The organism is Streptomyces sp. NPDC021096, assembly GCF_040641275.1.
In the GTDB taxonomy this organism is placed as follows: domain Bacteria; phylum Actinomycetota; class Actinomycetes; order Streptomycetales; family Streptomycetaceae; genus Streptomyces.
Window position 1 is genome coordinate 1 of the sequence record NZ_JBFADG010000033.1, and the last position, 22,119, is coordinate 22,119.

General features: G+C 71.1%; 17 protein-coding genes and 5 tRNA genes. 8 read left to right on the forward strand and 14 right to left on the reverse strand.

The window, feature by feature from the left end:
• Positions 1-72 precede the first annotated feature (72 nt).
• From AB0G59_RS26665 to AB0G59_RS26710, 10 genes are all read right to left on the reverse strand, one after another.
• Positions 73-1,083: an MEDS domain-containing protein gene (locus tag AB0G59_RS26665; protein ID WP_360916528.1), complete on the reverse strand. Its 1,011-nt coding sequence runs from the start codon at positions 1,081-1,083 to the stop codon at positions 73-75.
• Positions 1,073-1,981 carry an MEDS domain-containing protein gene (locus AB0G59_RS26670; protein ID WP_360916531.1) on the reverse strand — a complete coding sequence of 303 codons (909 nt, stop codon included), beginning with the start codon at positions 1,979-1,981 and terminating at the stop codon, positions 1,073-1,075. The genes AB0G59_RS26665 and AB0G59_RS26670 overlap by 11 nt, the downstream gene beginning before the upstream one ends.
• Positions 1,982-2,067: 86 nt before the next feature.
• Positions 2,068-2,140 (reverse strand) — tRNA-Glu (locus AB0G59_RS26675).
• 37 nt (positions 2,141-2,177) lie between these two features.
• Positions 2,178-2,249: transfer RNA gene (locus tag AB0G59_RS26680), tRNA-Gln, on the reverse strand.
• Between the two features lie 12 nt (positions 2,250-2,261).
• Positions 2,262-2,334, reverse strand: a tRNA-Glu gene (locus tag AB0G59_RS26685).
• Between the two features lie 42 nt (positions 2,335-2,376).
• Positions 2,377-2,449: transfer RNA gene (locus AB0G59_RS26690), tRNA-Glu, on the reverse strand.
• A gap of 74 nt (positions 2,450-2,523) precedes the next feature.
• Positions 2,524-2,595: transfer RNA gene (locus tag AB0G59_RS26695), tRNA-Gln, on the reverse strand.
• 198 nt (positions 2,596-2,793) lie between these two features.
• Positions 2,794-4,269, reverse strand: coding sequence for a glutamate--tRNA ligase (gene gltX, locus AB0G59_RS26700; protein WP_360916533.1), 1,476 nt, complete (start codon positions 4,267-4,269; stop codon positions 2,794-2,796).
• On the reverse strand, positions 4,262-5,044 hold the full coding sequence (locus tag AB0G59_RS26705; RefSeq protein WP_360916536.1) for a fumarylacetoacetate hydrolase family protein: 783 nt from the start codon (positions 5,042-5,044) through the stop codon (positions 4,262-4,264). Before AB0G59_RS26705 ends, gltX begins: the two co-directional genes overlap by 8 nt.
• An 87-nt stretch (positions 5,045-5,131) precedes the next feature.
• Positions 5,132-5,338, reverse strand: a complete 207-nt coding sequence (locus AB0G59_RS26710) for a hypothetical protein (protein WP_071965730.1) — start codon at positions 5,336-5,338, stop codon at positions 5,132-5,134.
• 481 nt (positions 5,339-5,819) lie between these two features.
• On the opposite strand from AB0G59_RS26710, the gene AB0G59_RS26715 reads away from it, so the two are divergent.
• The 8 genes from AB0G59_RS26715 (at position 5,820) to AB0G59_RS26750 (ending at position 15,895) form a co-directional block, all read left to right on the forward strand.
• The gene (locus tag AB0G59_RS26715) at positions 5,820-9,386 is read left to right on the forward strand and encodes a nitrate- and nitrite sensing domain-containing protein (RefSeq protein WP_360916539.1); all 3,567 of its coding nucleotides are present in this window, start codon (positions 5,820-5,822) and stop codon (positions 9,384-9,386) included.
• On the forward strand, positions 9,387-9,809 hold the full coding sequence (locus AB0G59_RS26720) for a roadblock/LC7 domain-containing protein (RefSeq protein ID WP_360916542.1): 423 nt from the start codon (positions 9,387-9,389) through the stop codon (positions 9,807-9,809). It abuts the gene before it with no gap.
• 103 nt (positions 9,810-9,912) lie between these two features.
• Positions 9,913-10,320, forward strand: coding sequence for a DUF742 domain-containing protein (locus tag AB0G59_RS26725; protein WP_360916545.1), 408 nt, complete (start codon positions 9,913-9,915; stop codon positions 10,318-10,320).
• On the forward strand, positions 10,301-10,882 hold the full coding sequence (locus AB0G59_RS26730) for an ATP/GTP-binding protein (RefSeq protein ID WP_360916548.1): 582 nt from the start codon (positions 10,301-10,303) through the stop codon (positions 10,880-10,882). The genes AB0G59_RS26725 and AB0G59_RS26730 overlap by 20 nt, the downstream gene beginning before the upstream one ends.
• 325 nt (positions 10,883-11,207) lie before the next feature.
• On the forward strand, positions 11,208-14,291 hold the full coding sequence (locus AB0G59_RS26735; RefSeq protein ID WP_360916551.1) for a nitrate- and nitrite sensing domain-containing protein: 3,084 nt from the start codon (positions 11,208-11,210) through the stop codon (positions 14,289-14,291).
• Between the two features lie 10 nt (positions 14,292-14,301).
• The gene (locus AB0G59_RS26740; protein ID WP_078848005.1) at positions 14,302-14,715 is read left to right on the forward strand and encodes a roadblock/LC7 domain-containing protein; all 414 of its coding nucleotides are present in this window, start codon (positions 14,302-14,304) and stop codon (positions 14,713-14,715) included.
• Positions 14,716-14,799: 84 nt separating this feature from the next.
• Positions 14,800-15,333, forward strand: coding sequence for a DUF742 domain-containing protein (locus AB0G59_RS26745; RefSeq protein ID WP_360916554.1), 534 nt, complete (start codon positions 14,800-14,802; stop codon positions 15,331-15,333).
• Positions 15,314-15,895: an ATP/GTP-binding protein gene (locus tag AB0G59_RS26750; protein ID WP_099201035.1), complete on the forward strand. Its 582-nt coding sequence runs from the start codon at positions 15,314-15,316 to the stop codon at positions 15,893-15,895. The genes AB0G59_RS26745 and AB0G59_RS26750 overlap by 20 nt, the downstream gene beginning before the upstream one ends.
• A 96-nt stretch (positions 15,896-15,991) precedes the next feature.
• Here the strand turns inward: AB0G59_RS26750 and AB0G59_RS26755 are convergent, their stop codons facing one another.
• From AB0G59_RS26755 to AB0G59_RS26770, 4 genes are all read right to left on the reverse strand, one after another.
• Positions 15,992-16,192 carry an acyl-CoA carboxylase subunit epsilon gene (locus AB0G59_RS26755; protein ID WP_071965606.1) on the reverse strand — a complete coding sequence of 67 codons (201 nt, stop codon included), beginning with the start codon at positions 16,190-16,192 and terminating at the stop codon, positions 15,992-15,994.
• 35 nt (positions 16,193-16,227) lie between these two features.
• A complete protein-coding gene (locus AB0G59_RS26760) occupies positions 16,228-17,811 on the reverse strand; it encodes an acyl-CoA carboxylase subunit beta (RefSeq protein ID WP_360916559.1) in 1,584 nt (527 codons plus the stop codon).
• 217 nt (positions 17,812-18,028) lie between these two features.
• Positions 18,029-20,407, reverse strand: coding sequence for a polysaccharide lyase 8 family protein (locus tag AB0G59_RS26765; RefSeq protein ID WP_360916562.1), 2,379 nt, complete (start codon positions 20,405-20,407; stop codon positions 18,029-18,031).
• A gap of 154 nt (positions 20,408-20,561) precedes the next feature.
• On the reverse strand, positions 20,562-22,052 hold the full coding sequence (locus AB0G59_RS26770) for an FAD-dependent monooxygenase (protein WP_360916565.1): 1,491 nt from the start codon (positions 22,050-22,052) through the stop codon (positions 20,562-20,564).
• Positions 22,053-22,119: the final 67 nt, after the last annotated feature.

The window sequence follows — 22,119 nt, forward strand, 5'->3', positions numbered from 1 at the left end:
AATCGCCGGACGGGCTGGATTTCCAGCCCGTCCGGCGATTGAGGACCGGGGGTCCGGGGGCGGAGCCCCCGGTTACGGGAAGGGGCGGGGTGGGGGAAATCGCTCCGCGTCCGCAGGCCCCGCCACTCGCAGCGTCAGACGGGTCAGCGGCCCCCGCACCTGGACGTCCAAGGAGTCGCTGAGCGACCGGGCGAGCCAGAGGCCGTCCTCCACAGCCTCGGCATCCCCCGGCGGCCGGAACCCCGCGAACACCGCCCCCTCCCCCACAGCCGCCCCCTGCACCCGCACCAGCTCGTACGCCAGTACCCCCGGCTCCTCCCAGGCCCGCAGCGCCACCCGCGCCACCCCGGCCTCCCCGGCCGCCAGCAGATAGCCCGCGGCCTCGCAGACGGCCAGCACGGCCAGGGCCAGCCGCTCACCGCTCAGACCCCCCGCCGCGGCCCGCTCGCGGGCGAAGCGCCGGACGTCGGCGAGCGAGGCCGTCGGACCCGTCCGGGCGGCACCGGCCGGCGCCGGAGCCCGCGGCAGCCGCACTCCGGCCGCGTACGTGCCGGGATCGGCGTAGGCGGCGCACGGGATCAGCCGCTCCCCGTCCAGCCGCGCGGGATGCGTGGCGCAGGCCGCCTCGGCCACGTCCGGCGGCACGGTCCTGGTGTCGTACGGGCAGATCATCCACACCGGCAGCCCTGCCAGCAGCACGTTCAGCCCGGATTCCATCCGCTTCCACTCGGCGACCTGGCGGGCCGACTTCCCGCCCCACACCGGTTCGGCGATCATCCGCATCCGGCGCCCGGGCCGGGCGCGGTGGTCGTGGTAGCGCAGGAAGGCGGAGACCCGCTCCACGGGCCGGCGGCCGAAGTAGGCGGTCTCCGCCGTGTCCAGCGCGCGGGCCCGCTCCCCCAGGGCGTCGCGGAGCAGTTCGATGTTGGCGGGCGTCGTCGCGGCCAGCACGGGCTCCCCCGCGGCCAGCCCCGCCTCCACGAACGGCACCGCCATCGCCAGGAACTCGGCGTCGGTGCCGTACAGGCAGGCGTGGTGGACGAAACCGGGCCCGGCGCCGGCGCAGGTGTCCTCAGCAGGCATGCACGTCCCCCAGCCGGAGCCCTGGCGTACGGTCCCAGCCGACGAGGGTGATGACCTGCCGCAGATGGGGCGGCAGCGCGCTGAGCTCGACCGTGGCGTGCCGGGCGGCACGGGCCCGGGCGAAGGTCATCAGCAGCCGCAGGCCGCCCAGGTCCAGGAACTCCACCTGGGACATCTCCAGGCGGACGTCGCCCCGCACGCCCGCCACGGACCGCAGGGCGTCCCGCAGCCGCCGGTGCGCCCCGGCGTCCACCACGCCCTCGATCCGCAGCCCCTGGGGCCGGTAGGTGCGCACGACGACCAGCTCGGCCGTACGGACGAGGGGGTCCGCCTCGACGCTCCCGGCGTGCACGGACGCGAAGGCGTCCAGGGCGGCGGGCTCGCAGCGGCGGATGTCGTACTGGCAGACGGCCAGCGCCCCGCTGGAGGTGAACTCCTCCGCCAGCAGTGCCTCGTACCGCAGCAGCCGGGCGACCCCGAGGGCGCCGGGCGCGCCGTGCTCGTGCAGGGCCGCGCACAGGTCCCCGGCGACCCGCAGCGCCCGGTAGCCCTCCTCGCGGGAGCGCTCGGCGGCGCTGCGCAGCCTGCGCATCAGGGCGGCGGGCTCCAACTGGCCGCGCCCCGAGAGGAATTCGGCCAGCCGTACGACCTCCACACGGTCGGCCAGGCCGCCGGGCACGCTCGTGAGCCGGCATTCCTCCCACAGGGCACCGGGGCCGGTCGGGTCCTCCGCACCGCTCAGATAGAGGATCTTGTCCTCGGCGTCCAGCCCGCCGAGGACGAAGTCCCGCAGGATGGAGGCCCGCTCCTCGTCGGACCCGAAGAGCAGACACGCGTGGTCGCCGGGTTGCAGATCACCGACGTGGACCCGGCGGCGCACGCCGTTGGGATGGACCATGCGGGGATTATCCCGCCGGTCCCGAGAGGGGGGAAGGAGGCATGAAAAAATGCCCTCCGCCGAAGCGAAAGGCATTCTTTCCTCTGTACCCCCGACCGGATTCGAACCGGCGCTACCGCCTTGAGAGGGCGGCGTGCTAGGCCGCTACACAACGGGGGCTAGCTTTGCTGCTTGCAGAGCGAAAATGCTCTCTGCGCTGGGATACCAGGACTCGAACCTAGACTAAGGGAACCAGAAACCCTCGTGCTGCCAATTACACCATATCCCATGGTGAAACCAGTACCCCCGACCGGATTCGAACCGGCGCTACCGCCTTGAGAGGGCGGCGTGCTAGGCCGCTACACAACGGGGGCCCTAGCGATTCCCTTTCAGGGCGGACCCTGTTCGGAAATCAGTACCCCCGACCGGATTCGAACCGGCGCTACCGCCTTGAGAGGGCGGCGTGCTAGGCCGCTACACAACGGGGGCTCGCACTACGCTTTGCGCTTTCGCGCTGTTTGCTTCGCTAGTTTATCAAGAGAATTCGAAGCGATTTTCTCTTGCTGGGGTACCAGGACTCGAACCTAGACTAAGGGAACCAGAAACCCTCGTGCTGCCAATTACACCATACCCCACCGTAACTTCACCCCCCGTAAGGGGGTTTGTCCGGCTTGCGCCTCCCGCTCCGGCCTCTCGGCCCTCTCGGGCGGCGCAGGAAGAACATTACCCGAAGGTGGACTGGGGTCCAAAATCGATAGACCCTTCGCGCAAGCGCGAGGGGCCCGGCAGCCTGCGGCAGGCTGCCGGGCCCCTCGGGGCGCATGACGGTGGTGTCAGCCCGTGAGCTTGGCCAGGGCGGCGTCCACACGGGCCAGGGTGCGGTCACGGCCGAGCACTTCGAGGGACTCGAAGAGCGGGAGGCCGACGGTGCGGCCGGTGACGGCCACCCGGACCGGGGCCTGGGCCTTGCCGAGCTTGAGGCCGTGCTCCTCGCCCGCGGCGACGACGGCGGCCTTGAGGGCGTCGGCGTTCCACTCGGCCTCGGCCAGCTTGGCGCGGGCCGTGCGCAGCAGGGCGTCCGAACCCTCCTTCATGGCCTTGGCCCAGGACGCCTCGTCCTCGACGGGCTCGTCCAGGAAGAGGAAGTCGACGTTGGCGGTGATGTCGGAGAGGACCGTCACGCGGGTCTGGGCGTGCGGGGCGATCTCCTCCCACGCGGCCTGGTCGAACTTCTCGGGCGCCCAGTTGGCGTGCGGGGCCTTCAGCCAGGGCGCGCAGGCCTCGGCGAACGCCTTCGGCTCCAGCCGGCGGATGTGGTCGGCGTTGATCGCCTCGCACTTCTTGAGGTCGAAGCGGGCCGGGTTGGCGTTGACGTCCTTGACGTCGAACGCGGCGACCATCTCGTCCATCGTGAAGATGTCCTGGTCGGCCGAGAGGGACCAGCCGAGCAGGGAGAGGTAGTTGAGCAGGCCGTCGCGCAGGAAGCCGCGCTCCCGGTAGAGGTTCAGGGAGGACTGCGGGTCGCGCTTGGAGAGCTTCTTGTTGCCCTCGCCCATCACGTACGGCAGGTGGCCGAAGGCCGGGGTGCTGCCGTTGCCGACGCCGATCTCCGCGAGCGCCCGGTAGAGGGCGACCTGGCGCGGGGTGGAGGAGAGCAGGTCCTCGCCGCGCAGGACGTGGGTGATCTCCATCAGCGCGTCGTCGACGGGGTTGACGAGCGTGTAGAGGGGGGCGCCGTTGGCGCGGACGATGCCGTAGTCGGGCACGTTCTCCGGCGTGAAGGTCAGCTCGCCGCGGACCAGGTCGGTGAAGGTGATGGCCTCGTCGGGCATCCGGAAGCGGACGATCGGCTTGCGGTCCTCGCGCTCGTACTGCGCCTTCTGCTCGGCGCTCACCTCGCGGCACTTGCCGTCGTAGCCCGAGGGGCGGCCGGCCGCGCGGGCGGCCTCGCGGCGCTCGTCGAGCTCCTCGGTGGTGCAGTAGCAGTAGTACGCGTGACCGGCGTCGAGCAGCTTGGCGGCGACGTCCTTGTAGAGGTCCATGCGCTGCGACTGGCGGTACGGCGCGTGGGGGCCGCCCACCTCGGGGCCCTCGTCCCAGTCGAGGCCCAGCCAGCGCATGGCGTCCAGCAGCTGCTGGTACGACTCCTCCGAGTCGCGGGCCGCGTCGGTGTCCTCGATGCGGAAGACCAGGGTGCCGCCGTGGTGGCGGGCGAACGCCCAGTTGAAGAGGGCGGTGCGGACCAGACCCACGTGGGGGTTGCCGGTCGGCGAGGGACAGAAACGTACGCGGACGTTCGCGTTAGCCACGCTTGATCACCTTGTTGGTGAGAGTGCCGATGCCTTCGATGGTGACGGCGACCTCGTCGCCGACGTTGAGCGGTCCGACGCCGGCCGGGGTGCCGGTGAGGACGACGTCGCCGGGGAGCAGCGTCATCGCCTCGGTGATGTGGACGATCAGGTCCTCGATGGAGCGCACCATGTCGCTCGTACGGCCCAGCTGGCGCTGTTCGCCGTTCACGGTGCACATGATGCCGAGGTCGCCGGGGTCGAGCTCGGTCTCGACCCAGGGGCCGAGGGGGCAGGAGGTGTCGAAGCCCTTGGCCCGGGCCCACTGCTTCTCGCGCTGCTGGACGTCGCGCGCGGTGACGTCGTTGGCGCAGGTGTAGCCGAGGATGACGTCCTTGACGCGCTCGCGCGGGACCTCACGGCACATGCGGCCGATGACGACGGCGAGCTCGGCCTCGTGGTGGAGCTCGCTGGAGAAGGAGGGGTAGGCGATCGGGTCGCCGGGGCCGATGACGGCGGTGGAGGGCTTGAAGAAGGTGACGGGCACCTCGGGGACCTCGTTGCCCAGCTCCGCGGCGTGTTCGGCGTAGTTGCGGCCGATGGCGACGACCTTGTTGGGCAGCACGGGCGGCAGCAGCCGCACCTTGCTCAGCGGGATCTTCTGCCCCGAGCGCTCGAATTCCGCGAAGGGGTGCCCCTTGATGATGTCGAGGACGGGACCGCCCTCGGTCGAGGCGTCCCCCTCTACGACGCCGAAGGCGACGTTTCCGTCGATGGAGAACCTGGCGATGCGCACGGGAAGCTCGCGCCCCTTGTCTGATTGGCCGGAGTCTGACCGTCTCAGGCTATCGCGGGGGGCGTGCGCGACCCGTGCGCGTCAGGCCTAGGCCTGGGGCGTCTGCGGCTGCGGCGCGACCATGAGGACGGTGCGGCGCGGGTTGGCGGTGGCCGTCGGCAGCTCCATGGAGTGCTGCGGGCGCTCGGCGACGGCGAAGAGGCCGGTCGTCTCGACGGCCTCGAGGTGCGCGAGCGTGGTGCGGCGCGGGTTGGCGGTCTTACGGGACGGCGTCGACGGGTTCGCAGTCTTCACTGGGGGGCCTCGCGTTGTCGGTTCTTGGCGTTTTCGCCGCTGTGTAAAGGACCAGGCTAGGCGCGCCCTTCCCCATCCGCATGCTGGACAAGTCCCGGCTTTACTGTGAGTTTGCTCACGACGCAACCGAAATATGCGGCATATCGGGCGGCCATTTCGCCTCCGCGAAACGGACATTGCAGGGCTGAATTAGACGTTCCGCTCCTGATCATGAGGACTGGGACACGCCGAGACCCCCGATGCGGACCATGTGACTCATAGCCATAAGTCCGACATAGTGCACCCAATCTTCTACCGTGTGTCACGGATCCCCTCACCCAGCGTCACGGCCGGGAGGGCTACCCCCACCGGCCTTGTTGGGAGATCCGGCACTGTGCTGGAATTCCGGGGACCGCCAGGGGGGCCACCGCGGTCCCCCCACGACTCGACACCGTCCTCCCGCTCACCCGGGGGGGCGCCTGGTCCAGAGGTTGCGACGCTAGTGCAGGGACGTTTCAAGAGGGATGGCAGCGCTGCGGCGGAGCCGGAGCCGCGCGGTGCGACCGACCGCGGCACGACCGTCGGCGCGCCCGCCGAGGCAACGAACGGCAGCGAGCCTGCCGAACAGCCCAAGGCGAAGACGAAGGGCCCCAGTGGGCCGGGCTCACGAATAGCCCTGCGCAACTGGCGAATCAGTACCCGACTGGTCTCCCTGCTCGCTCTCCCCGTCGTCGCCGCGACGACCCTGGGTGGCCTGCGTATCCAGACCTCGCTTCAGAACGTCGACCAGCTCGACCACATGAAGCTGCTCACGGAGATGACGACCAAGGCGACCCAGCTCGCCGACGCCCTCCAGGAGGAGCGCGACAAGTCCGCGGGCCCGATCGTCGCGAACAACCCCAAGGACGACCAGGTCATCGCCCCTCGGGTCAAGACCGATCAGCGGATCCAGGCCTTCCGCGACACCACCAAGAAGGCCAAGGCGAACGACTCGACGCTGGTCGGTGTGCAGACGACCCTCGTCGACATCACCAAGCAGCTCGACAAGATCAAGGCCGTCCGGGAGAAGGCGTTCACCGACCGCGAGTACCTCTCGCAGACGGTCAGCAACTACAACGCGCTCATCACCTCGCTGCTGTCCCTGTCCCAGGACATGGCCCAGGCCACCAGCAACAGCGAGATGATCACCTCGACCCGTGCGCTGGCGACGTTCTCCTCCGCGAAGGAGTACGCCTCCATCCAGCGTGCGGTCATCAGCGCCGCGCTCGCCAACCCCAAGGGCGCGAGCCTGAGCGCGAACGACCACCAGTACGGCAAGACGGCGCTGGAGAACGAGGAAGAGGCCCTGCGCCGCTTCACCGCCATCCGGGCCGGCGACTCCGCCGACCTGCTCAAGGCGATCAACGGTGGCGACACCAACGTCACCTCCGCGAACACCTTCGCCGAGCGGGCCTTCGGCAACACCAACGCGTTCAAGGACGAGAAGACCTCGTACCGCGACTGGTACGACCAGGACAGCGTCAAGCTCGAAGAGATGGCCAAGATCGAGCTGACCCTGCTCTCGCAGATGGAGCAGAAGGCCCAGGAGCTGCGTGAGGACGCCCAGCAGGAAGCCATCCTCAACGGTGCCCTGATCGTCCTCGTCCTCGGCATCTCGCTCGTCGGCGCCTTCGTCGTGGCCCGGTCCATGGTGCGGTCGCTGCGGCGACTGCAGGACACCGCCCAGAAGGTCGCCCAGGAGCGCCTGCCCGAGCTCGTCAAGCAGCTCTCCGAGACCGACCCGCAGGACGTCGACACCACCGTCGAGTCGGTCGGTGTGCACAGCCGGGACGAGATCGGCAAGGTGGCCGCGGCCTTCGACGAGGTGCACCACGAGGCCGTCCGTCTCGCCGCCGAGCAGGCCCTTCTGCGAGGCAACGTCAACGCGATGTTCACCAACCTCTCGCGCCGCAGCCAGGGCCTCATCCAGCGTCAGCTCTCGCTCATCTCCGAGCTGGAGAGCCGCGAGGCCGACCCGGACCAGCTCTCCTCGCTCTTCCGGCTCGACCACCTCGCGACCCGTATGCGCCGTAACGGCGAAAACCTCCTCGTCCTCGCGGGTGAAGAGCCCGGCCGCCGGTGGACCCGGCCCGTCCCGCTCGTCGACGTCCTGCGTGCCGCCGCCTCCGAGGTGGAGCAGTACGAGCGCATCGAGCTCAGCGGTGTGCCGCCGACCGAGGTCGCCGGCCGCGTGGTCAACGACCTCGTCCACCTCCTCGCCGAGCTGCTGGAGAACGCGACCTCGTTCTCCTCCCCGCAGACCAAGGTCAAGGTCACCGGTCACGCGCTGCCCGACGGGCGGGTGCTGGTCGAGATCCACGACACCGGCATCGGCCTCTCGCCCGACGACCTCGCGGCGATCAACGAGCGGCTCGCCAGCCCGCCGACCGTGGACGTCTCGGTCTCGCGACGCATGGGTCTGTTCGTGGTCGGCCGTCTGTCCCTGCGACACGGCATCCGCATCCAGCTGCGCCCGTCCGACTCGGGCGGTACGACCGCGCTCGTCATGCTGCCGGTCGACGTGGCCCAGGGCCACAAGAAGCCGGCCCCGGGCGCGGGCGGCCCCGGTGCGCCCGCCGGCAACGCCGGTGCCCCCGGCAACGCCGGTCAGCCGCGCCGTCAGGTGCCGGGCAACGCCCCGCGCGCCGCGCTGGCGCCGCGCTCCGGTGCGCCGGAGGGCGGTCTGCCGCAGCGCGGCGGCCAGGGCTCCGGCCCGTCCGGCGGTGCCGCGGCGGGCAGCCTCTTCGACACCACCCCGCGCGGTGGCAAGGGCGGCGCCCCGGGTCTGCCGACCCGTGGCAACGGCGGCCCCGGCACGGTGCCGCCCGCCGGTGGCGCCGGCCGTCCGCAGCTCCCCGCCCGCGGCGCGGGCTCCGGCCCGGCCGCGCCGAGCTGGGGCAACGACGCGCCCGCCGCCGGGGGTCCGGGCCGCAAGGGCCCGCAGCCGCAGGCTCCGGTCGACGACTGGCCGCTGTCCTCGGACGGTTCGGCTCGCGGCGCCCAGGAGACCCCGCGGGGCCACGAGGACCACAACGACGGCCGGTCCGGCCGGTTCGCCAAGCCCACGCCGGGCGGCGGTCCGGGCGACACCGCCCAGTTCGCGCCGATCACCGACGCCACCGAGCCGCCGTCCTCGGGCACGGGCCAGTTCGCCCGCCCGAAGCCGGCCGGCCAGCAGGGCGGTCCCGCCGACACCGGCCGGTTCGCCCGGCCCGCCGACGCGGCCCCGGCCGCCGGCCCCGGCGACACCGGCCAGTTCCCGGCGGTCCCCGCCGCGAACGAACCGCGCTCCGGCGGCACCGGCCAGTTCGAGCTGCCCGGCGGCCCGAGCACCACCGGCCAGTTCGCCGTGCCCGCGCCGAGCGAGCCGCAGAACAGCACCACCGGCCGCTTCGAGCTGCCCGGCGGTCCGCAGTCCACCGGCCAGTTCGCGCAGCCGCAGTTCGGCGGCGACCGCAACGGCGGCGACACCGGCCAGTTCGCGCGGCCCGAGCCGCAGGGCACCCCCCTGCCGGACGCGGGCGCCGGAGACGGCCGTACGCCGCTGTTCGACGACCTCGAGTCGCACTGGTTCCGCGGCGAGGCCCCGGCCGGTGTGCCGGAGCAGCCGGCGGACACCGCCCGGCCGCCCCAGCGCCGTGCCCCGATCGCCAAGCGCGCTCCGCAGGAGGCCCCGCAGGGCCCCGGTGCGGCGCAGGGCGGTCCGCAGGCGGCGCAGAGCGGTCCGCAGGAGCCCTGGCGGGACTCCCCCAACGACGAGCGCTGGCGCAAGGCCGAGCAGGTCCGCGAGCCGGCGGCGGGCGGCAAGACGCCGTCCGGGCTGCCGCGGCGGGTGCCGCGCGCCAACCTCGTCGAGGGAACCGCCGAGACCCAGTCCCTTCCGACCGGTCCGCAGGTCTCGCGTGCGCCCGACGACGTACGCGGCCGGCTGACCAATCTCCGCCGGGGCATCCAGCAGGGACGTCAGGCCGGCAACGGTTCGACCACCGGCAGTCACAATGTTGGCCCCACTTATCAGCAGGAGCGTTAGTTGAGTCCGATGAGCCAGGCGGCGCAGAATCTGAACTGGTTGATCACCAACTTCGTGGGCAACACCCCCGGGGTGTCCCACACCGTGGTGGTCTCCGCCGACGGGCTCCTTCTGGCGATGTCCGAAGGGTTCCCGCGGGACCGTGCCGACCAGCTGGCGGCGGTGGCCTCCGGGCTGACCTCGCTGACGGCCGGCGCCTCCCGCATCTTCGAGGGGGGCGCGGTCAACCAGACCGTGGTGGAGATGGAGCGGGGGTTCCTCTTCATCATGTCCGTCTCCGACGGATCCTCCCTGGCCGTGCTGGCGCACCCCGAGTGCGACATCGGCCTCGTGGGCTACGAGATGGCCCTCCTGGTCGACCGCGCGGGCAATGTGCTGACGCCCGAGCTGCGGTCCGAGCTCCAGGGCAGCCTGCTGAACTGACCACCGCACACCGCAAATCCCGTCCGACCGTACGGCCGAAAACCCCCCACCGGCCCCCGCTCGACGGCATTATTGCCTTCCTGCTGTCCCGTCCGGAGGATTCATGACCCCGCCCGCCTCGCCCGGCCCGTACGGCGCACACCATGCGTCGTACGGGGAAGAAGGCGCCGACCAGCCGCTGGTCCGCCCCTATGCCATGACGGGGGGCCGCACCCGGCCGCGCTACCAGCTCGCCATCGAGGCGCTGGTCAGCTCCACGGCCGACCCGGCCCACCTCGGGGGCCTGCTCCCCGAGCACCAGCGGATCTGCCACCTGTGCCGGGAGGTCAAGTCGGTCGCGGAGGTCTCCGCGCTCCTGAACATGCCCCTGGGCGTGGCCCGGATCCTGGTCGCCGACCTGGCGGAGGCCGGCATGGTGGCGATCCACCAGCCGGGCGGCAGCGGCGAGGCCGGCGGTACGCCGGATGTGACACTGCTCGAAAGGGTGCTCAGTGGACTTCGGAAGCTCTAGCGGGGGCGTCGGCCGTTCCACCACGTCCGCGAAGATCGTGGTGGCGGGCGGCTTCGGCGTCGGCAAGACCACATTCGTGGGCGCGGTCTCGGAGATCAGTCCGCTGCGCACCGAGGCGGTCATGACGTCCGCCTCGGCGGGCATCGACGACCTGAGCCACGTCCAGGACAAGACCACGACGACCGTGGCGATGGATTTCGGCCGCATCACGCTCGATGACGACCTCATCCTGTACCTGTTCGGCACCCCCGGACAGGACCGCTTCTGGTTCATGTGGGACGACCTGGTGCGCGGTGCCATCGGCGCCGTCGTCCTCGTCGACACCCGGCGGCTGGCGGACTGTTTCCCGGCCGTGGACTACTTCGAGAACAGCGGTCTGCCCTTCGTCATCGCCCTCAACGGCTTCGACGGACACCAGCCGTACAGCCCGGAGGAGGTCCGTGAGGCCCTCCAGATCGGCCCCGACGCGCCGATCATCACGACCGACGCACGCCACCGCAACGAGGCGAAGAGCGCGCTCATCACGCTCGTCGAACACGCCCTCATGGCACGGCTGAAATAGTGTTGTTCGCCGAAATTTGTGACGGTGCGTAAGTTGTGGCATTGACCACGACGCCCTTCAAAGTTCATAACATTTCGACAGAGAATTGGCCGGACGCGACCACTGGGCGCGTCCGGCCGATTGCACTCTGCACACATGTGGCCCGCCATTTGACGCGGCTCGGCCTTAATGCCCGTTTTATGTCGGGCAAATCGCGGCCTTCACGGGCTCTGTCCGTTGTTTGGAATGCGCCTGTCCGACGTGCTGGAATTCCCGGACTGAGCAGTCACGGCTCAGCAGATAAACGGCACAGCACAGGTGCCGACGCCGAGAGGTTGTTGGTCGAGTGAGGCGAAGAAAGACGGGCGCCGCGCAGCAGGCGCGGGACGAGCGGGGTGCCTTCACCCCGCCGTCGCGCACAGCGGTGCCTCCTTCCGATATGCCCGAACCCCCCGCCACCCCCGAAGGCAGCGGCGGCAGATTCTCGCCCCGCAACTGGCGTGTGCCGGTCCGGCTGAACGCGATTCTGCTGATCCCGGTGATCATCGCCCTGGTCTTCGGCGGCCTCAAGGTCAAGGTGTCGGCGGACGACTGGCTCGAGGCACGGGACGCGGCGAACACCGCCCGCGTCGTCCAGGCCGCGGCCACGTACGCCCACGCCGTCATCGACGAGCGTGACCTGACCGCCAAGCCGCTGCTCGAGGGCAACACCGACGACCCGGTCATCAAGAAGACCCGGGCCGCCACCGACATCGCCCGCGCGACGTTCGACAAGCGCGTCAAGGACATGCCGGACACCCCGAGCCTCCAGCGCCGGCTCAAGGCGGTCCGTGCCGCCGAGCCGATGCTGCCCGCCCTGCGCAAGGGCGCCTACACCGACGCGTTCGAGGGTGCGAAGACCGAGGACGGCTACGGCGCCATCCAGCGCCCGCTCATGGCCTTCACCAACGAGCTGGGTCTGGGCACCGGCAACGTCACCTCCTACGGCCGTGCCGTCTACGCCATCTCGCTCGCCAAGGCGGCCGAGTCGCTGCAGCGCTCGATCGGCACCCACCTGCTGATCAAGCCGGGCACGGCCACGGACCGCCAGACGCTGCTGACCTCCTTCTCCTCGTACAACTTCCTCGAGTACATCGCCCTCAGCGAGTTCGAGTCCGGTGGTACGGACGAGGACCTCAAGCGCCTGAAGACGGCGCTGGCCACCGAGGCGCAGGTCGACGAGCAGAACAAGATGGCCCTGGCCATCATGTCCGGCGCCACCGCCGCGCAGCTGAAGGCCAAGGGCGTCACCGCCGACTCCTGGCAGACCACCTCGTCGGGGAAGTTCAGCGCCTACCGCACGGTCGAGGAGCACCTCGCCGACAAGGCCGTGGACGAGGCCGAGACGGTCTCCTCGGACTCCGCGCGGGACGCGATCGTCAACTCCTCGATCATGGTCGTCGCGCTGCTGATCGCCTTCTTCGTGGCCGGCCGCATCGCCCGCTCGATGAGCCGGAACATGCTCCGTCTGCGCGGCGCGGCCTTCGACATCGCCGAGCAGCGCCTGCCGGCGCTGGTCGACCAGCTCTCGCGGACCGACCCGGGCCGGGTGAACACCCATGTGGAGCCCATCCCGATCACGACCAAGGACGAGATCGGCGAGGTCGCCCGCGCCTTCGACCAGGTCCACCGCGAGGCCGTGCGGCTCGCCGCCGAGCAGGCGGGCCTGCGGGGCAACGTCAACGCGATCTTCACCAACCTCTCGCGCCGCAACCAGGCACTGATCGAGGGCCAGCTGACCCTCATCACCGACCTGGAGAACAACGAGGCCGACCCGGACCAGCTGGAGAACCTCTTCCGCCTGGACCACCTGGCCACCCGTATGCGCCGCAACGGCGAGAACCTCCTCATCCTCGCGGGCGAGGAGCCCGGCCGCCACTGGGATCAGCCGATCCCGCTGGTGGACGTGTTGCGGGCCGCCACCTCCGAGGTGGAGGCGTACGAGCGCATCGAGCTGGCCGGCGTCCCGGAGGCCGAGATCCACGGCCTGGCCGTGACCGACCTCGTGCACCTGCTGGCCGAGCTGCTGGAGAACGCCACCACGTTCTCCTCCCCGCACACCAAGGTCCGCGTCACCGCGACCCGGCTGCCCGACGGCCGGGTGATGGTCGAGATCCACGACAAGGGCATCGGCCTGACCGCCGAGGACTTCGCGGACATCAACCACAAGCTCGCCAACCCGCCGACCGTGGACGTCTCGATCGCCCAGCGCATGGGTCTGTTCGTGGTCGGCCGCCTGGCGGCGCGACACGGCATCCGCGTCCAGCTGCGCCCCTCGGGCGAGCAGGCCGGCACCACCTCGCTGGTGATGCTGCCGGACGCGATCACGCACGGCGGTGGCGGCGACGACCTCGCCGAGGACGACTTCACCGTCTCCCGCATGGTGCCCGGCCAGCAGCAGCCCGCCATGGGCCATGGCCAGCGCACCGCCGCGGAGCTGGGCTTCGACGACTCGCGCTACGAGCCCGGTCAGGAGGCCGGCACCGGTGCCGCGCTGGACCCGGTCGGCCGCTCCCTGATGCGCAAGGAACGGCGCGCGGCCCTGGAGGCACAGACCTCCGACCAGCGCCCGCTGTTCCGCGACGAGGTCCCGCAGCAGCAGTTCGAGCAGCCGCACGCCCTGCCGCAGGAGCACATACCCCCGCAGCAGCAGACCGGCTTCGGCCAGGCGGCCGATCCGCAGCAGCAGTACGCGGAAGCCGGCTACGCGGAATCCTCCTACGAGGACCGGGGTGTTGACGCCCAGGAGTCCTACGGTGACTTCAACGCCCCCGGCTACCAAGGGGAGTGGAGCGAGCCAGGTCCGTACCAGCATGAGTACGGGCAGGGTTACGCAGCGGAACCGGAATCCCAGCCGTCCGCTGACACGGCCCAGCCGGAGCGCGTAGAGTTCGACCGTCCGGGCCCCGCCTCGAGCGGCTCCCCCTCGCTGACCGGGTCCGGTCTGCCGCGCCGCGACAAGCGGTGGCAGGATGCCGATACGGGCGAGGAGGCCACGAGGGACGGCAGCGCGGAACCGGAGCAGTCCCGGCAGGCGGACGTACGGCCCCAGGAGGGCGAGAACTCCGAATGGCGGTCGGCGAACGACGAGCTGTGGCAGCGTGCCGGTCAGCTCAAGGAGCCGAAGGCCGGCGGCGTCACTCCCTCCGGCCTCCCCCGCCGGGTCCCGAAGGCCAATCTGGTCGAGGGCAAGGCGGCGACGGCCGCACAGGACGGCCCCCAGATCTCCCGCGCCCCGGAAGACGTCCGCGGCAGGTTGGCAAACCTCCGTCGCGGCATCCAGCAGGGGCGCAACGCGGGAACGGACACAGGCGAGTTCCCCGTGCATGAGCAGCATCAGCAACACGACCAGGGCTTCGGCCCCGGCGGCACCTACGATCAGGAGCGTTAGTGTGAGCCCGATGAGCCAGGCGGCGCAAAACCTGAACTGGTTGATCACCAGTTTCGTGGACAACACCCCAGGGGTGTCCCACACCGTCGTGGTCTCCGCCGACGGACTCCTTCTGGCGATGTCCGAAGGCTTTCCGCGGGACCGCGCCGACCAGCTGGCGGCGGTGGCCTCCGGCCTGACCTCGCTGACCGCGGGTGCCTCGCGCATCTTCGAGGGCGGCGCTGTCAACCAGACCGTGGTGGAGATGGAGCGCGGCTTCCTCTTCATCATGTCCGTCTCCGACGGATCCTCCCTGGCCGTGCTGGCGCACCCCGAGTGCGACATCGGCCTCGTGGGCTACGAGATGGCCCTCCTGGTCGACCGCGCGGGCAATGTGCTGACGCCCGAGCTGCGGTCCGAACTGCAGGGGAGCCTTCTCAACTAACAAAGAGGCAGTGCGTTTCGCGCCACCGCGCCATAAGGTGCGGTGGCGCGACCAGCAGCAGACAGGCAAGTCGGAGGAGGAGACGTGGCAACGCCCCCAGGCGGTTACCCGTATGGCAATGACCAGCAGGCTCAACCCCCGTTGAACCGCTACAACTTCCCCTCCTCGCCAAGCCACCGGGCCATGCCGGAGCAGCAGCGCCCTGCGCAGGTGCCGGCCCCGCCTCAGCAGCAACGGCGCGCGCCGTCGTCCCCCGCGGGCGGCGGCAACACCAAGCACAACCCGCTGGTCCGTCCTTATGCGATGACCGGCGGCCGGACCAGGCCGCGTTACCAGCTCGCCATCGAGGCACTGGTGCACACCACGGCCCAGCCCTCCCAGCTCCAAGGGCAGTTGCCTGAACATCAGCGCATCTGCCATCTGTGCCGCGAGATCAAGTCGGTCGCCGAGATCTCGGCACTTCTTTCCATTCCGCTCGGCGTTGCCCGAATCCTCGTCGCCGACCTGGCGGAGGCCGGACTCGTCGCCATTCATCAGCCCGGCGGCGATGCGTCCGCCGGCGGCCAGCCTGACGTGACACTGCTCGAAAGGGTGCTCAGTGGACTTCGGAACCTCTAGCGGCGAGGCAGCCCGCTCCACCACCTCCGCGAAGATCGTGGTGGCGGGTGGCTTCGGCGTGGGCAAGACCACGTTCGTCGGCGCGGTCTCGGAGATCAACCCGCTGCGCACCGAAGCCGTCATGACCTCCGCCTCGGCGGGCATCGACGACCTCACCCACGCGCCGGACAAGACCACGACGACCGTGGCCATGGACTTCGGCCGCATCACCTTGGACCAGGACCTGATCCTGTACCTGTTCGGTACCCCCGGACAGGACCGCTTCTGGTTCATGTGGGACGACCTGGTGCGCGGTGCCATCGGCGCCGTCGTCCTCGTCGACACCCGCCGCCTGGCGGACTGCTTCCCGGCGGTCGACTACTTCGAGAACAGCGGCCTGCCCTTCGTCATCGCCCTCAACGGCTTCGACGGACACCAGCCGTACACGCCGGAGGAGGTCCGTGAGGCCCTCCAGATCGGCCCGGACGCCCCGATCATCACGACGGACGCCCGACACCGCAACGAAGCGAAGAGCGCCCTCATCACGCTCGTCGAGCACGCCCTCATGGCGCGACTGCGCTAGCAGTCCGGGCGCTCCGGCCGGTACGGATGCGAAAAGGTCCCCGCACTCCTCGGGAGTGCGGGGACCTTTTCGCTGTCCGTTGCCGTGCCGGGGGCGTCAGCCCTGCCAGCTGTGCGGCGCTCTGAAGCCGGAGCTGCGCTCCAGGCGGCGCCAGACGGCGGTGGTGCGGCGCGGGCGCGGGGCCCGGGCGGCGTGCTGGTTGCCGGCGGCGGCGCGGGCGAGGAGGACGGCGGTCACCGCTGCCAGCTCCTCGGCGTCCGCGGTGCCCTTCTCGACGCGTACGAGCGTGTCGTTCATGCGAGGTCTCCGATTGCTGAAGTGCGGGACGTGCGTTACTGGGGCGGGTTGCCGTGCTTGCGCGAGGGCAGGTCCGCGTGCTTGGACGCGAGCATCGCCAGCGAGCGGATGAGCACCGACCGGGTCTCGGCCGGGTCGATCACGTCGTCGACCAGGCCGCGCTCGGCGGCGTAGTAGGGGTGCATCAGCTCGGCCTTGTACTCCTTGACCATGCGGGCGCGCATGGCCTCGGGGTCGTCCGCCTCGGCGATCTGCTTGCGGAAGATCACGTTGGCCGCGCCCTCCGCGCCCATGACCGCGATCTCGTTGGTCGGCCAGGCGTAGGTGAGGTCCGCGCCGATCGACTGCGAGTCCATCACGATGTACGCACCGCCGTAGGCCTTGCGAAGGATCACCGAGATCCGGGGCACCGTGGCGTTGCAGTAGGCGTACAGCAGCTTGGCGCCGTGCCGGATGATTCCACCGTGCTCCTGATCGACGCCGGGGAGGAACCCGGGTACGTCCAGAAGAGTGATGATCGGGATGTTGAAGGCATCGCACATCTGGATGAACCGTGCGGCCTTCTCGGAGGCCTCGATGTCCAGGACGCCGGCGAGGGACTGCGGCTGGTTGGCGACGATGCCGACGACCTGGCCGTCCAGGCGGGACAGGGCGCAGATGATGTTGGTGGCCCAGCGCTCGTGGACCTCGAGGTAGTCGCCGTCGTCGACGAGCTCCTCGATGACCTTGCGCATGTCGTACGGCCGGTTGCCGTCGGCGGGCACCAGGTCCAGCAGGGCGTCGCCGGTGCGGTCGGCCGGGTCCTCGGACTCGACGCGGGGCGGGTTCTCGCGGTTGTTCTGCGGCAGCAGGGACAGGAGGTAGCGGACCTCCTCCAGGCAGGTCTCCTCGTCGTCGTACGCGAAGTGGGCCACGCCGGAGGTCTCGGCGTGCACGTCGGCGCCGCCGAGGCCGTTCTGGGTGATCTCCTCGCCCGTCACCGCGCGCACCACGTCGGGGCCGGTGATGAACATCTGCGAGGTCTCGCGGACCATGAAGACGAAGTCGGTGAGGGCCGGGGAGTAGGCCGCGCCGCCCGCGCAGGGGCCGAGCATCACGCTGATCTGCGGGATGACGCCGGAGGCCTTGGTGTTGCGCTGGAAGATGCCGCCGTAACCGGCGAGGGCGGAGACGCCCTCCTGGATACGGGCGCCGGCGCCGTCGTTGAGGGAGACCAGCGGCGCACCCGCCGCGATGGCCTTGTCCATGATCTTGTGGATCTTGGTGGCGTGGGCCTCGCCCAGCGCGCCGCCGAAGATCCGGAAGTCGTGTGCGTAGACGAACACGGTCCGGCCGTGCACGGTCCCCCACCCGGTGATCACACCATCGGTGTAGGGGCGCTTGGCCTCCAGCCCGAAACCGGTGGCACGGTGCCGCCGCAGCGGCTCCACCTCGGTAAAAGAGCCCTCGTCCAGCAGGAGATCAATGCGCTCGCGAGCGGTCAGCTTGCCCTTGGCCTTCTGTGCCTGGGTGGCCCGCTCGCTCGGGCCGCGCCGAACCTGCTCGCGGATGGCGTGCAGCTCGGCGACGCGCCCACGGACGTCATTCGCCTCTACGGGCGCACCTTCGAGATTGCTCATGGATAGACGGTACGCGGCGGGGGCGCCGGAACATCATGTCGGTTCCACACAACGTAGTGCGCGATTTCGTGGGCAGGCGGGACAGAACTGCACAGCGCCCTTATCAGTTGTCCTCGTTCGAGCGGGCGTCCCACGCTGTGAGTACCCCACAAATATGGACGGGCCAAGACGTCATATATATGGCTTGACCAGGTACCGCCGTTCGGGGGTACCCGGCTCATGTCACCTCGACGCGGCAGCCGTGCGAGGCGCACGCCGTCCCGGGAGTGATCCGCAGGCGCAGCGCCGCTCCGGCGGCCAGGACGCGTACGGCCGCGTCGTGGGCGGTGACGCGACGCACCGGGTGTGACCAGATGAGGTCGACGGTGTCGCCCGTGCGCAGGGGGGCGGCGAGGTGGAGGGTGGCGGTGCGTCCGTGGCGGCGCAGGAGGACGGAGGCGGGGGTGGTGACGGTGAGGGGGCCTACGGTGCCGGCCTGCCAGAAGTTGGCGGCGGTCAGGCCCAGGGAGGGGATGTGCACGGCCTGGCGGTCGCGGGTGTTGGCCAGGACGGTGAGCCAGCGCGGGTCGGCGGCGCGGGCGGCGAGGTCGCGGGGGGCGGCGCCGGGCATCAGGAGGTAGGCGTAGGCGGCGTCGTCGGGGTCGGTGCCGTGCGGGTGCCACAGGGTGAGGTAGCGGCGGGTGACGGGGGTGGGCGAGCCGCCGGCGTTGATGTCGCGCCAGGAGCCGGTGCGGGCCGGGCGCAGCGCCTTGAGTGGGGCGCCGCCGGGGAAGACGTAGCCGCCGTGTCCGGCGAGGTGGGCCCAGTGGGCGCGGGGGAAGGAGCGCGACCAGCCGTCCCGGACGGGCTGGGCCTCGCCGTCCACGGTGAGGGCGGCCGTGCCGTCGACGCCGAGGTTGCGGTTGTCGACGACCGTCTCGACCTCGTGCCCGTCCCGGGCGGTGATCCCGGCGCCGAGGCAGACGAGGGCGTCCGCGACGCAGAACCAGGACTTGCGCGCCTCCAGGGTGGAGCCGAGCCCCTTGAGGTGCTGGCCGACGGCCGCGTACTGCCCGTCGGTGACGCCGCCGACCCAGCGGACGGCGGGTCTGGGGGCGCCCCAGCCGCCGCCCTCGTCGTCGGCGAGCGGGCGGGCGCTGACGGTGGTGCCGGGCAGCCGGTAGGGGTCGACGGTGGGCCAGAAGGAGTCCGTGTACTGGCCGCCGCCTTCCTTGGTGCCCCACCACAGGACCATTCCCGCGCCGGTGTGCCAGCCGCGCGGGTTCTCGCCGTTGCCGTTCTCGTAGTGGGTGATGCGGTCGGAGGCCATGGCGATGTTCGCGGCCCAGCCGGGGCGCCGGTGGACGGCCCGGTCCATGGCGGCGAAGAGCCGGTGGCCGACGGGTTCGGGCGCGGGGGGCAGGGGGCGCTCGTCGACGGCGGCGAGCCGGGCGAGGTCGGCGACCGGGAAGCGGGGGTCGGTGCGCAGCGGGAGGGTGGTGTCCCGGGCGATCCAGCCCTTGATCATCCGGTGCCAGCGGTCCCGTTCCGCCGGGCTCGCGCCCTCGGCGAGCAGGGCGATGGCGGCGATGAGGGCGTGTCCGCGCTGGTGGTCGCTCTGGAGCAGCGCGCGGGGGTCGGCGCTCTGCAGGCCCCGGCTGATGGCGCGGCCCGAGACGCTGTCCATCACCAGGCCGTTGTGGATCAGTGGTGCGTACGCCCGTTCGACGCTGTCGTGGATGATCTGCCGGGCCGGGTCGGTGATCTCCCAGGGCGATCCGCGCAGCAGTGCGAAGAGCCGCCCTAGGCCGTCGAGGAGGACGTAGCCGTACGTCCCGGAGTAGGCGACCGAGGTGTGCTGGAGGAAGGAGCCGTCGGCGTGGAGGCCGTCGCCGCGGGTGACGTAGGGGAAGACCGGCGAGAGGGCGTCGCGGGCCAGGGCGATCTTCGCGGGGGCGGCGCCGAGGACGCCGCGCAGGGCGACGACGCGGCACAGGTCGACGCGGTTGGCGCCGGTGCTGGTGCCGGTGTAGTCGCCGAGCAGGGAGTCGGGGACGAAGTGGTCGACGGCGGCGAGGCAGCGGCCGCGCCGGGCCTCGCCCGCCTCGTCGTGGAGGAGGGCGAGGGTGTCCAGGAGCAGCCGGGGGCTGCCGATCTGCCACTCCCACCAGTTGCCGTAGCGGGTGGTGCCGGGGTGGTAGACGCGCTCGTGGAGGTGGTCGAGCCCGGCGAGGACGTCGGCCGCGAGGGCGGTGTCGCCGGTGAGGCCGGTGCCGGGCTGGGCGTGGGCCTGGGCCATGGTGTGCAGCCGGGCGTAGCTCTGGGTGATGCCGGCGGGCGGGTCGAAGGGCGCGTCGGGCCAGAGCGAGTCCGGGGCGGGGCGCATGCTCGCGCGGTGGGCGCGGGCGAGGTCGCCGGTGCGGCGCAGGGCGGTGGCGTAGGGGTCGGCGGTGGGGTCGAAGCCGGTGCCGAGGGTGAGGGTGCGCCAGCGTCTTCGTAAGGCGGTGAAGTCGTCCGCGGCGGCGGGGGTGGCGAGGCCGAGGGCTCCTATGGAGCCGGCGGCGGTGAGGAAGGTGCGGCGGGTCCAGTTGGCGGCCACGGCGGTGTTCTCCCCCACCCCGCCCCTTCCCGAAACCGGGGCTCCGCCCCGGACCCCGGTCCTCAATCGCCGGACGGGCTTGATTTCCGCCCGGGCCGGCGGAAAATTCAGCCCGTCCGGCGATTGAGGACAAGAAACGGTGAAAGGGCGGGGCAGGGGCAAGATCCGCTGCTCAGCTACCGAGACGCTCGAGATGGGCGACGACCTCGGCCGCCCCGTCGGCGCCCGCGCTCAGCGCGACGTAATTGTCGGGCCGCACCAGCACCAGACCGTCCCCCTCCACCCCGTACGCCCGGCCCACGTGCCCCTCGTCGTCCGCGACGTGGAACGTCCGGACCCGGTCGCCGCACGCCGCCTCGGCCTCCGCCAGGGCGGCCGCGCTGCCGGCGCCGAGGCCCAGGAGGGTGAAGTGCGGCCCGGCGAAGAGCTCGAAGAGGCGGGTGGGCTGGCCGGTGGTGGCGTTGCGGCAGGGGGCGTCGGGGGCGCGGTGGCCCGCCTTGGGGCCGCCCCAGGCCAGGCTGCTCCAGGGGTAGCCGACGCCGAGCGTGGTGACGTCGTCGGTGAGGACCGCCTCCGTGCCGACGCCCGGCGCGCGTACGCCTTCGCGGACCGCCCGCATCCGCTCGTCGGTGAGGTTCAGCGTCCAGGCGGCGACGGGCTGCCGTTCGTTCTCGTAGGTGTCCAGCAGGCCCGGGTCCGCCTGGCCGCGCAGGACGAAGGCCAGCTTCCAGCCCAGGTTGAAGGCGTCCTGGATGCCGGTGTTCATGCCGAGTCCGCCGGCGATGGAGTGCACGTGCGCCGCGTCCCCGGCGAGGAAGACTCGCCCCACCCGGAACCGGTCGGCCATGCGGACGTTGACGCGGAAGGTGGAGAACCAGGTGGGGTCGGTCAGCTTCACCCCGGCCAGGCGGGCGTGCCGGTCGAACATCCGCTGGAAGGACTCGAGCGACGGGGGCAGGTTGCGCCCGTGAGCGTCCCGCTCGGGTGCCGCCTGGAGCTGCCAGTGGTCGCTGTCGCGGAACGGGCAGAGCATGATCCCGCCGTCCTCGTCGAACCACTGGTGCCAGTAGGCGGGGTCGAGGCCGTCGGCGCGCACGTCGCCGATGACCATGCACTCCTCGGCCTCGGTCTGGCCGTCGAAGCCGACGCCGAGCGCCTTGCGCACGGGGCTGCGGCCGCCGTCGCAGCCGGCGAGGTAGGCGGCCCGGATGCGCCGGCCGTCGCTGAGGGTGGCGGTCACCCCGTCCTCGTCCTGGTCGAACCCGGCCAGCTCACTGGCGAGTTCGACCTCGACCCCGTACGTGGCGAGCTTCTCGCGCAGGATCTCCTCGGTGCGCCACTGCGGGATGATCAGGCCGCTCGCGTACGGGGCGTCGGGGGTGGGGACGCGGTCGCCGAAGGTGACGTCGTTGGCGATGGCGACGCCGTCGCGGTACTTGCGCAGGGTGATGTGCTCGATGCCCGAGGCCGTGGCCGCCTCCCCCACTCCGAGGTCCTCGAAGAGCTCGCGGCTGCGCTGGTTGAGGCCCTTGCCGCGCGACTCGCGGTGGAACCGCGGGGACTTGTCGATGATCCGTACGGGTACGCCGGCGCGGGCGAGCGAGCAGGCGAGGGTGAGCCCGGTCGGGCCGGCGCCCACGATCAGGACAGCGGTGGTGGTCATGCGTCTTCCTCCGTCGGTCGGTGCAGCCATGAAAGACCGGCCGGGAGAAAAATGCAACCGAGTAACG

Excerpts from the sequence above, each read along its gene's own strand:
- AB0G59_RS26665 (WP_360916528.1), bottom strand. The coding sequence starts at position 1,083 with ATGCCTGCTGAGGACACCTGCGCCGGCGCCGGGCCCGGTTTCGTCCAC.
- AB0G59_RS26670 (WP_360916531.1), bottom strand. The coding sequence starts at position 1,981 with ATGGTCCATCCCAACGGCGTGCGCCGCCGGGTCCACGTCGGTGATCTG.
- AB0G59_RS26725 (WP_360916545.1), top strand. The coding sequence starts at position 9,913 with ATGACCCCGCCCGCCTCGCCCGGCCCGTACGGCGCACACCATGCGTCG.
- AB0G59_RS26740 (WP_078848005.1), top strand. The coding sequence starts at position 14,302 with ATGAGCCAGGCGGCGCAAAACCTGAACTGGTTGATCACCAGTTTCGTG.
- AB0G59_RS26755 (WP_071965606.1), bottom strand. The coding sequence starts at position 16,192 with ATGAACGACACGCTCGTACGCGTCGAGAAGGGCACCGCGGACGCCGAG.
- AB0G59_RS26760 (WP_360916559.1), bottom strand. The coding sequence starts at position 17,811 with ATGAGCAATCTCGAAGGTGCGCCCGTAGAGGCGAATGACGTCCGTGGG.
- AB0G59_RS26770 (WP_360916565.1), bottom strand. The coding sequence starts at position 22,052 with ATGACCACCACCGCTGTCCTGATCGTGGGCGCCGGCCCGACCGGGCTC.